Annotated in this window: 10 protein-coding genes; 7 read left to right on the top strand and 3 right to left on the bottom strand. The window is 62.3% G+C overall.

Annotation, left to right across the window (positions count from 1 at the left end; all coding sequences use genetic code 11):
- Positions 1-99: 99 nt before the first annotated feature.
- Both ACK4OE_RS23600 and ACK4OE_RS23595 read left to right on the top strand, forming a co-directional pair.
- Positions 100-1,854: a tannase/feruloyl esterase family alpha/beta hydrolase gene (locus ACK4OE_RS23600; protein WP_409888679.1), complete on the top strand. Its 1,755-nt coding sequence runs from the start codon at positions 100-102 to the stop codon at positions 1,852-1,854.
- A 430-nt stretch (positions 1,855-2,284) separates the two neighbouring features.
- Positions 2,285-4,420 (top strand): CHAT domain-containing protein, encoded by a 2,136-nt coding sequence (locus ACK4OE_RS23595; protein WP_409888677.1) that lies wholly within the window; start codon positions 2,285-2,287, stop codon positions 4,418-4,420.
- A 581-nt stretch (positions 4,421-5,001) separates the two neighbouring features.
- Here ACK4OE_RS23595 and ACK4OE_RS23590 read toward each other — a convergent pair.
- Together ACK4OE_RS23590 and pobA are read right to left on the bottom strand one after the other, a co-directional pair.
- Positions 5,002-5,163 carry a hypothetical protein gene (locus ACK4OE_RS23590; protein WP_409888675.1) on the bottom strand — a complete coding sequence of 54 codons (162 nt, stop codon included), beginning with the start codon at positions 5,161-5,163 and terminating at the stop codon, positions 5,002-5,004.
- A 326-nt stretch (positions 5,164-5,489) separates the two neighbouring features.
- Positions 5,490-6,662: a 4-hydroxybenzoate 3-monooxygenase gene (gene pobA, locus ACK4OE_RS23585; RefSeq protein ID WP_409888673.1), complete on the bottom strand. Its 1,173-nt coding sequence runs from the start codon at positions 6,660-6,662 to the stop codon at positions 5,490-5,492.
- A gap of 214 nt (positions 6,663-6,876) precedes the next feature.
- On the opposite strand from pobA, the gene ACK4OE_RS23580 reads away from it, so the two are divergent.
- The 3 genes from ACK4OE_RS23580 (at position 6,877) to ACK4OE_RS23570 (ending at position 8,685) form a co-directional block, all read left to right on the top strand.
- Positions 6,877-7,770, top strand: a complete 894-nt coding sequence (locus ACK4OE_RS23580) for a helix-turn-helix domain-containing protein (protein WP_409888671.1) — start codon at positions 6,877-6,879, stop codon at positions 7,768-7,770.
- Between the two features lie 93 nt (positions 7,771-7,863).
- On the top strand, positions 7,864-8,241 hold the full coding sequence (locus tag ACK4OE_RS23575; RefSeq protein ID WP_409888669.1) for a VOC family protein: 378 nt from the start codon (positions 7,864-7,866) through the stop codon (positions 8,239-8,241).
- A 15-nt stretch (positions 8,242-8,256) separates the two neighbouring features.
- On the top strand, positions 8,257-8,685 hold the full coding sequence (locus ACK4OE_RS23570; RefSeq protein ID WP_121507896.1) for a VOC family protein: 429 nt from the start codon (positions 8,257-8,259) through the stop codon (positions 8,683-8,685).
- Positions 8,686-8,693: 8 nt separating this feature from the next.
- Here the strand turns inward: ACK4OE_RS23570 and ACK4OE_RS23565 are convergent, their stop codons facing one another.
- The gene (locus ACK4OE_RS23565; protein WP_015012065.1) at positions 8,694-9,143 is read right to left on the bottom strand and encodes an Lrp/AsnC family transcriptional regulator; all 450 of its coding nucleotides are present in this window, start codon (positions 9,141-9,143) and stop codon (positions 8,694-8,696) included.
- A 101-nt stretch (positions 9,144-9,244) separates the two neighbouring features.
- On the opposite strand from ACK4OE_RS23565, the gene ACK4OE_RS23560 reads away from it, so the two are divergent.
- Positions 9,245-9,865: a LysE family translocator gene (locus ACK4OE_RS23560; RefSeq protein WP_409888667.1), complete on the top strand. Its 621-nt coding sequence runs from the start codon at positions 9,245-9,247 to the stop codon at positions 9,863-9,865.
- Between the two features lie 102 nt (positions 9,866-9,967).
- A partial coding sequence (locus ACK4OE_RS23555; protein WP_409888665.1) for an EVE domain-containing protein occupies positions 9,968-10,415 on the top strand: 448 nt, incomplete at its 3' end.

Here is a 10,415-nt window from a genome sequence, read left to right as displayed (position 1 = left end):
CGCCAGCAGCTTCAGCTGCAAGTAGTGCCCCGGCCCTGGCCACTGCGGCCAGGGCCTTTTTTTGATTGCGCCCTTCCCCCGCCCACCTGGAGACATCGCATGCCACACCCCCTCCCGCGCACCCTCCCTTTTTCGGCCCTGGCCATGGCTCTGGGCACCGCCACGCTGCTGGCGGGCTGCGCCAGCGCACCACGCACCACGCCCCCACCGCAGCTCGGCGCCGCCACACCCGCCACGCTGAAAAACTGCACCGCGCTGGCCCAGAGCCTCGCGCTGCCCGACACGCGCATCACCTCGGCAGAGATGGTCGCCGAGGGCCCGATCACGCTGCAGGGCAACACCACCCAGGCGCCTGCGCACTGCCTCGTCAAAGGCAAGATGAAAGAGCGCACCGGCCCCGTGGACGGCGCCAGCTACGCCATCGGTTTTGAGATCCGCATGCCCGTCAACTGGAACGGCCGCTTTCTGCACCAGGCCAACGGCGGGCTGGACGGCAGCGTGGTGACTGCACTCGGCGCCGTCAGCGGCGCTGCGCCCGTGGCCCCCGGCCTGGTGCAAGGCTTTGCCGTGCTCAGCTCTGACGCGGGCCACGGCGCGCCCACGCCCTTCTTCGGGCTGGACCCCCAGGCCCGGCGCGACTACGGCTACCAGGCCGTGGGCACCCTCACGCCCATGGCCAAGGACCTGATCAAAGGCGCCTACGGCAAGGGCCCCGACCGCTCGTACATCGCCGGCTGCTCCAACGGTGGCCGCCACGCCATGGTGGCCGCATCGCGCTATGCCGACCAGTACGACGGCGTGCTGGCGGGCAACCCCGGCTTCAGCCTGCCCAAGGCCGCCACCGCCCAGCTGTGGAAGGCCCAGCAATACGCCAAGGTGGCCTCCAAGGACGCCATCGGCCAGCCCGACCTGACCAAGGCCGTGAGCCCCGCCGAGTTCCAGCTCATCGGCCGCAAGATCGTGGAGCGCTGCGACGCGCTGGACGGCGCCACCGACGGCCAGGTGAACGACGTGCAGGCCTGCCAGGCCGCATTCAACCTGCAACGCGACGTGCCCACCTGTACCGCTGCCAGCAACGCCAACCCTGCGCGGGATGGATCGTGCATCTCTGCCGAGCAAAAGAACGTGCTGGCCAGCATCTTTGCCGGGCCCAAAAACAGCAAGGGCGAAGCCCTGTACACCGGCACCTGGTTCGACCCCGGCGTGGCAGGCAGCAACTTTGCGTTCTGGCACTTCAACGCGCCCACCACGCGCGACGCGGGCGCCGTGGCCTTCTTGTTCACCACACCGCCCTCCACCCTGGACGCCTTCAAGGCCACCACCGGCCTGCAGTACGCGCTGAACTTCAGCATGGACGCGGACTACCCCAAGATGTTCGCCACCACGCCGGTCTACACCGAGTCATCCTGGTCGTACATGACTCCCCCCAACGCGGCTGACCTGAGCACCCTGCGCAACCGGGGCGCCAAGATGATGGTCTACCACGGCGTGGCCGACGGCGTGTTCTCGCCCATCGACACCGCGAACTGGATGGACCGCGTGCAGGCCCACCACGGCGGCAAGGCCGACGACTTTGCCCGCCTGTACCTGGTGCCCGGCATGAACCACTGCTCCGGCGGCCCCGCCACCGACCAGTTCGACATGCTGGCCCCGCTGGTGGCCTGGGTGGAGCAAGGCAAGGCGCCCGACAGCGTGACGGCGAAGGCGCGCGGTGCTGGGGCCAAGGTGGTGAATGCCGAACTGCCTGTCAGCTGGTCTGCCAACCGCACCCGGCCGCTTTGCGTGTACCCCAAGGTGGCGCGCTACAACGGGACGGGGGATGTGGAGAGTGCGGGCAGTTTTAGCTGCAAGTGAGGGCAGCTTGAGAGTGCAAAGCCCGGCTTGTGCCGGGCTTTTTCTTTATGGGTTAAACAGAAGCGCCGATTGCTGAGGTCATAGAGGTTCATCGGTTTTCGGTTGATGGCTTTTCGTTGAGAAGCTGCCCCAATCGATTCACCGGAAACTTTGCAACGTTAGCTGCACTTCAAATTGGTACTACAAGGGTCAATTCAGGCTTGCATTTGTTACATCCCACCGCCAGGATCGCTAGGTTGACCGAGATTTTTCGACTTGCCGTCTTCATTGATAGCGCGCGTGATCTAAACCTAAATTCTTCGTTCCGTGTGTCGCGCCAGCGGCTTCGGATTGGCTAACACACACTTCACTCGACCTGTAGCTGCAGTCGGACTGATACACCAAAAAAAACGCAAACATGAGCACAAGCGCAATCCAACACATAGTTGCAATGCCTTCTGACGTTGAGGATACCCAGACGATTTTTCAAGGGTTCTCTCTCGTTCTTCTCCCTGACTACCTCACCATCATTTCCGCAATCACGCGTTTTCCTCATGACATGCTGGAGGCCTGCCTAGTGGGCCACCGCCTTGTGGGCTCGAAGATGGCCGGCTCAGATTTGAACGTTCGAATGCTTCGAGTCGATCTATTAGATTCAATCCATTGCGAGCTTGAGCACTTCCCAACAGTGATCTGGAGCACTGAGAGGACGGCTGCAGGAGTCGCCGAGAACCTGAGGAATTTCAAAATCGCCCCTCTACATCTGACCTTAGGCAAGTATGAAGGCGCCATCGCAATTTCCAGCCTTACCGCAGAGTCGATTCAGCAACATCTCATTGCTCTGGCAGAGCGTGCCGTAGCCGCAGAAGGAAACTTCGTTGAACTTCTTGAACTCATGCGCGCGCATCCGGCGCGCGCAGAAAGGGCAGCAGCACTGCCATTTAAACCCAGGCTTCACAACAGCACGCGTCCGATGGCAGATGTCCTCATGTCTTACGGATTTGATTTCAAAGATGGTGAAGAGATTTCTCCCTCTCCTGACACTACGCCGTACGTCGCGAGCATGGTGGAAATGGCAACGCTGATTGACCAATTGCGCGAGGAACAGCCGCCCCTTGTTCACCTAGCCAGGAAGAATGACGCAATAGTGTTTTGCCCCTCGATCATGGCGCAGATGTACGGGACCGAATTTTGGAACCAATACCTACGCGATTTACCCAAGCACAAGAGGGATTTTGTCAAAAACATGCTCTTGCGAAACAAGGGCTATTCAAATGGCACGATCAGTACGGACGATGAGTTTTTTAACCCATACGAAGATCCGACCGTTGGTCCGATGCTAAAGCTGCGCCAATTTGAGCTGCGCTACTTCACGGAACTAATTTCCCTTATTGCCGTAAATCAGTTCGCTCCGGCATTCCGATTACCTGGCGCAGTGATGCTCCATCATGGTGTGCTGGGCGAAATTTACGCGCTTGTCAATTCCAATAAGAGATCGCGTCTGAAAGAGCTCAATAGACGCGTAGCTGGTTATGGAAAGCAGCTCAAGGAAGAGGTTGGAGAAGAGCTGTTGCGTGCCATCTTTGATGATCGGGAAAAGTTGCTACTGATTTGTGATTTTCCAGCTGAGTGGCTCCCGATAGATTTGGTGCCAGCGATGTTCCGTTATCAGATTTCTCGCGTTCCGCCGACCCCAGGCAATGTCGCCAGTCACGTATTACTTAGCGGTCCGAGACTTGTCCTTCCTTGCTCCGCGCTGAATAGTGTTCTAGTCATTAGATCGTTCAAAGAGAACGATCCACTTAGTGGTCACCTTACTCATGCAATCCAAGCGTATGGCTTGAAATCTGTGAACGTGCAATTTGTCGACGTCAAAACGAAAGAAGAAATCATTACAGCCATGAACGGGTTCGAAGGAGCGATCGTGGTGTTCGACTGTCACGGAAATCATGGGGGGAAGGCGGAGCACGGGTGGTTGAACATTGGTAAAGAGAACGTGGACGTTTGGAATCTCGCGAACTTGGCTCGGATGCCGCCCATTGTCATCTTGGCCGCATGCAGCACGCATGCATTGGACGGATCACATGCATCAGTGGCCAACGGCTTCCTTCGATCTGGAGTTCTGTCAGTTCTAGGTACCTATGCACCTGTACATTCGGTTCACACTGCGGTGCTCGTAGGGCGACTGATCTACCGGATAGATGCGTTCCTGCCATTGTTGGCCCAGCATCGTCCGGTCACTTGGAGAGAGCTCGTTAGCGGATTCTTCCGGATGTCTTATGTCACTGACGTACTGCGCGACCTGTACGAAGTTAGAGGCCTGCTGGACGAGAGCCAATATCGTGCGATCCATTTGGAAGCGAATCAGGCAATTAACGGCTACAAGGAGGACTGGATTGAACAGTTGCAGAAGAGTGTGATGGAGGCTACGAACAAGACCCAAGCAGAGGTTCTTGATCTTTGGGAGTCAAGCTTCCAGTTTGTGGAAACCATGCTTTTCACCCAGCTCGGTAGGCCTGAGAACATCATCATCGTAAGCGACGACGAGTTTGGCATCGAGGGCGATACAGCGATAGGCGGAACCTAGTTTCAATGCTCTGATATTCCGAGCAGCAGCCAATAGCCCCGTAGCGTTTGTCGAATTCCAGTACACAACCGACACCATAGCGACAGGACTCGTGCAAGCCTGTGCGCTGGTCCTCATAGTGCGCCGAGTACACGGATTGCTTGCGGGCTGCATGCAACACCGATCAGGCACATGAAAAGGCTTGTCGGGGCACCCCATGCACGCCTACGATTTTTCGTTTTTTTCTCCTTTGGGTCCAATAGCGCCATCACCCTAGTAGGCACCGCACCAAAGCACAACCCGCTGCTTAAAACGGCAACCCCACACAGTTCTCCGCCAGCGCCCCAGTACCTTCTTCGATGAGATCAGATACGCCAAGTCCGTGCTCCGAAGCTTCTGGTCGTGCGCAAGCGACCCAGGGACGGTGTGCAGCATGGTCGTCATCCACTACGAGAAGCGCTGGGCCTTCCACATGCGGGCCAGGACTTTCTCAGAGTATTTGTAGAGACCAGTGCCGTCGCCGTTTTGGTAGCGGGCCAACATGGCGTGATGCAGGCAGGTAGAAGTCTGAGCTCCGCAGAGCATCACGGGGAATCAGCCGCCTACTCCGACGCGCCCGGCGTGCATTCCGTTGCCATTTGCGATCTGCTGGCTTCGTTCTTCGCCTTCTTCCCTTGGTCGTAGTGCCACTTGATGGCGAAGAACATGCCGGTGCCGAACACCGCCACCTTGAACACAATGAAGACTATCGGGACCCAATCCATCTTGGAGGTTTTCCTGGCTGTTGATTAGCACCATCTAACGCGAAGTGCACTGCCTCAAAACGCTGCTTCAGCAGCTCGATCGTGTTCCAGCCATCGCCGAATCTCACATCGGCACCACTGGGCGAATGATCTGAAAACTTGGTGCGATGCTATCGGGCCTGCTGTGCGGGCGTAAGCATCAGTTCCGCCTAAATTTTGCGTAGCAGATGGAGGCCGCTGCCCAACGCGACTGCCTGCACTGAACGCCGATCTGGGCGCAAAAAAAGGCTTGCAGGGAGACACCCCATGCAAGCCTCTGACTGGGTAGCAGTGCTACCGCAGGATGCTCAGAACGGCAACCCCACATAGTTCTCCGCCAGCGACCCCAGCGCCTTCTCCGACGAGAACAGATACGCCAGGTCCGTGTCCTGCAGCTTCTGGTCGTACGCGATGGAATCCGGGAAAGTGTGCAGCATGGTCGTCATCCACCACGAGAAGCGCTGGGCCTTCCACACCCGGGCCAAGGCCTTCTCGGAGTATTTGTCGAGCGCCGTGCTGTCGCCATCCTTGTAGTGCGCCAGCATGGCGTGGTACAGGTAGTAGATGTCGGATGCGGCACTGTTCAGCCCCCGTGCGCCGGTGGGCGGCACGATGTGGGCGGCGTCGCCCGCCAGGAACAGGTTGCCGTAGCGCATGGGCTCGGCCACGAAGGAGCGCAGGGGGGCGATGGACTTTTCGATGGATGCGCCCGTAATCAGCTTGTCGGCCACCTCGGCGGGCAGGCGGCGCTTGAGTTCGGCCCAGAAGGCTTCGTCGGACCAGTCTTCCACCGTGTCCGTCAGCGGCACCTGGATGTAGTAGCGGCTCAGCACTTGCGAGCGCAGCGAGCACAGCGCAAAGCCGCGTTCGTGCTTGGCGTAGATCAGTTCAGGCGAGACGGGCTTGGTGCGCGAGAGCACGCCCAGCCAGCCGAAGGGGTAGAGCTTTTCATACTCCTTGAGCACGTCGCGCGGGATGGACTTGCGGCTCACGCCGTGGAAGCCGTCGGCACCGATGACGAAGTCGCAGTCGATGCGCACCACCTCGTCGCCACTGCGGTAGGTGACATACGGGTTTGCGCTTTTCAGGTCGTGCGGCTGCACGTCTTCGGCGTTGTGGATGACGATGCCCTTCATGCGGTCGCGCGCTTCGTACAGGTCGCGTGTCAGCTCGGTCTGGCCGTAGACCACTACGGAGCTGCCGCCGCTGTACTTGTGCAAATCGACCCGGTCCATCTTGCCGTCGTGGGCAATGATGAAGCCGTCGTGGATCTCGCCTTCCTTGTCCATGCGCTCGCCGCACTGGGCCTCTCGCATCAGTGCGGCAAAGCCGTGCTCCAGCACGCCGGCGCGGATGCGGCCCAGCACGTATTCGCGGCTTTGGCGCTCCAGCACGATGGTGTCGATGCCCTTGAGGTGCAAGAGCTGCGAGAGCATGAGGCCCGAGGGGCCTCCGCCGATGATGCAAACCTGGGTTTTCATGGTGTCTCCTTTGTGGCGAGCGGCTCACAAAACTCCCCTGGCGTTGTTGTCCTGCCTTGCCGTACTGCTTGTACTGTCTGCGGCAGGACGCCTAGCCAGGGCCGCTTCGCTGAGTTGTGTGAGCCGCTCTGTTGGGTTGATGACATGGGTCAAAACGACCCCCCAAAGATACGTGGCACAGTCGCCGCGTTGAATGGACGGATGGAGCCAGAACATGCACTTTTCGAACATGGCCGAGAACCACAGCAGCATTCAGTCGTACAGCCTGTTCGGCGAGTCGCAGCACCTGCCCGACGTGCTGCACTGCGAAACGATTGCCGCGCGATCGGTGCTGCACGACTGGGAGCTGGCCCCGCACCGGCACACGCGGCTGCACCAGGTGCTGCTGATCGAATCGGGCGGCGGCGTGGCGCACCTGGATGGCGAGCAGCACGCGCTGGCCGCCGGTGCGCTCATCAACGTGCCGCCGGGCCATGTGCACGCGTTTCGGTTCACGCAGCACACGCAGGGCTGGGTGGCCACGCTGGCCGATGAATTGATGGACGAAATTTTTGTGCGCGTGGGCGATGTGCGGCGTGACCTGGCACGGCCCGCCGTGGTCACCGCCAGCCCGCCCATCAGCCAGGCCATGGCGCAGATCTGGCAGGAGTTCTCGGGCCGCGCCAAGGCGCGTGCGCTGGTGCTGCGGGGCCTGAGCGCCACGCTGCTGGGCTGGGTGGCACGGGCCATTGAAGACCACAGCCCCGACGACACCGCTGCACCAGAGTCCAGCCTGGTGCAGCGGCTGGAGGCGCTGATTGAGGCGCATTTTCTGGAGCACTGGCAGGTGGCGGACTATGCGCGCGCGCTGGCCGTGTCGCCCACGCACCTGAGCCGCGTGGCACGGGCTACCACGGGCGTATCGGCCCAGCGGCTGATTGAGGCGCGCCTGATGCGCGAGGCGCGGCGCAACCTGGCCTACACGCACCTGGGCGTGGCCACCATTGCCTACACGCTGGGCTATGCCGACCCGGCGTACTTCACGCGGGCCTTCACGCGCGATGCGGGGCTGTCGCCCCGCAGCTTTCGCGCGCAGGTTGCGGCATCGAGCCCGGGCCGCAGCATGTGAGCCCGGTGACACGCTGCTGACACTGCGCTGTCAGCAGGCCGCCGCGACCATCAAGGCTTCTTTTTTGACTTTGCACACACAAGGAGCCTTTGCATGAAAAACGCCATCACCTGGTTTGAAATCCCCACCACCCAACTCGACCGCGCCCAGACTTTTTATGAAGCCGTGCTGGGCCAGCCCCTGCGCCGCGAGAACATGGGGCCCAGCGAAGGTGCTGTGTTTCCCTACGACGGCGCAGCAGACGGCGTGGGCGGCGCGCTGATGATGGGACCGACGGCGCAGCAGGTATCAGGCAGCGGCACACTGGTGTACCTGGATGCCTCGCCCTCGCTCGACGCCGCACTGGAGCGCGCCGTAGCCCAGGGCGGCCAGGTCGCCCTGCCCCGCCAGGCATTGCCACCGGGCATGGGGTTCTTTGCGCACATCCATGACCTGGATGGCAACCGCGTGGGTTTGCACGCACTTTCTTGAAGAAGGGACAACCGCATGGAAACACAGGAACTGCACCGGGGCCGGCTGATTGACCACATCCAGCTCGTTGTGCGCGATCTGGCGGCCAGCCAGGCGTTTTACACAGCCGCGCTGGGGGCGCTGAAGGTGCCGATGGGTGGCGCGGACGAGGGCTATTTCTGGGCGGACGAGCTGTTTGTGTCGTCAGCCGACAGCCCTGCAGCGCAAGGCCACCTCACCGGCCGCACGCACCTGGCCTTTCAGGCGCAGGACCGGGCGATGGTGGATGCCTTCTACCAAGCCGCGCTGGCCCACGGCGGCACCGACAACGGCGCGCCGGGCGAACGCCCGTACCACCCCGGCTACTACGCCGCCTTTGTGCTGGACCCGGATGGCAACAACATCGAGGCGGTGTTCCATGGCGACGCGCAGCGCAGTGCGGCGTCGGTGAAGATCACGTTCTGAGGGGTGGATCAGCCCGCCTCCGGGCGGGCCAGGCCGCGCAGCGGGATGGGCGTGGAGAACACGATGGACGTGCGTGTTTCACCATAGCCGTTGATGTCGCCCAGAAAGCGCTCCAGATCGGGCAGGTCGCGCGCCACGACCTGCATCACGTACGAGTCGTTGCCGCTGACATGGTGGCATTCGAGCACCTGGGGCGACTGACGCAGCTTGTCGATCAGCGCCTTCTTGCCGGGCTGCGGCACGTTGATGCCCACCACGGCGCGCACGCCGTAGCCGACCTTGGCGGGGTCGATGTCGGCATGCACGCCGCGCACCACGCCCGCCTCTTGCAGGCGGCGCAGGCGCTCGAGCGTGGCGGGCACCGACAGGCCCACGGCCTCGGCCAGCTCCTTGAGCGAGGCGCGGCCATCGGCCTGCAGCGCGCTGATCAGGCGCCAGGCTTTGTCATCGACTTCCATACAAGCCTTTATCGATTGGCACAGAAAAAAACGAAACCCAATTCTGGATTCGCCGAATTTTCTGCATTCTCCACCGCCCGCCGCCGCCCTAGCATCGGTGCATGGACCTCACCTCAATCACCGTGTTTCTGCAAGCCGCCGTCATCGGCGTGCTCATCGCGGCCCCTGTGGGCCCCATTGGCCTGCTGACCATGCAACGCACCCTGGAGCGGGGCCTGGCGGCCGGGCTGGCCACCGGCCTGGGCGCCGCTGCGGCCGATGCGGTGTATGGCGCCGTGGGTGCATTCAGTGTGCGCTGGCTCATCGATGGGCTGACCCAGGCCAAGACGCCGCTGGCGCTGGGCGGCGGCGCACTGCTGCTGGTGCTGGCCTGGCGCACCTGGCACGCGCCGGTGGCCCACACCGCCGCCCCGGCGCGCGATGCACGGGGCCTGCTGGGCCTGTCGGCCGGCACGTTTGCGCTGACGCTGGCCAACCCGGCCACCATCGTGTCGTTCATTGCGGTGTTTGGCTCGCTGGGCGGCGGCCGCCCCAGCCTGCCGTCGCCGCTGTGGATGGTGGCGGGCGTGCTGGTGGGCTCTGCCGCCTGGTGGCTGCTGCTGACCGGCGCGATTGCCTACCAGCGGCAGCGCTTTACGCCCGCCTGGCGCCAGCGCATCAACCGGGCCTCGGCCCTGCTGCTGGGCGGGTTTGCGTTGTGGCAGTGGGGGCAGTTGGTCTGAGAACCCGTGCGCAGCAGACAAGGATGCTGCAAAGGTACTGACACTGCGGTGTCAGCAGCACGTCCGCACCATCGGTGGCTTCTTTGACCCGGAGCTTTTCTCATGACCGACGCCGTGCTGCAACACCCTCTCTGGCCGGATGCCGAGCCTGCGCGCGGCGACATGCCCCTGTCGGCAGCGACCTCTGCAGCCACCGCGCGCCGCAACTGGATCGCCGTGGCCTGCGCCCAGCACGCCCGCTGGGGCTGCGCCACGCCTGGCGCGGGCTACATGCAGGTGTGCCATGGCAAGGTTGCGCCGCTGCAGCGCATACGGCCCGGCGACCGCGTGGCGTACTACGCGCCCACCATCACGATGGGTGGCAAGGACCGGCTGCAGGCGTTTGTCTCCATCGGCATCGTGTTGCCGGGCGCGCCGTATGCGTTTGACATGGGTGGCGGGTTTGTGCCGTCGCGGCGGGACGTGGCCTATGTGCCTGCGCGTGAGGCGGCGATTGCGCCGCTGCTGGACGCGCTGGAGTTTGTGGACGACCGCCAGCGCTGGGGCAGCA

The sequence above is a fragment of the Acidovorax sp. genome, from assembly GCF_046314175.1.
Classification (GTDB): Bacteria; Pseudomonadota; Gammaproteobacteria; order Burkholderiales; family Burkholderiaceae_C; genus Acidovorax.
Note: the sequence above shows the minus strand (reverse complement) of the source record. Positions and strands in the feature narration are given on the sequence as shown.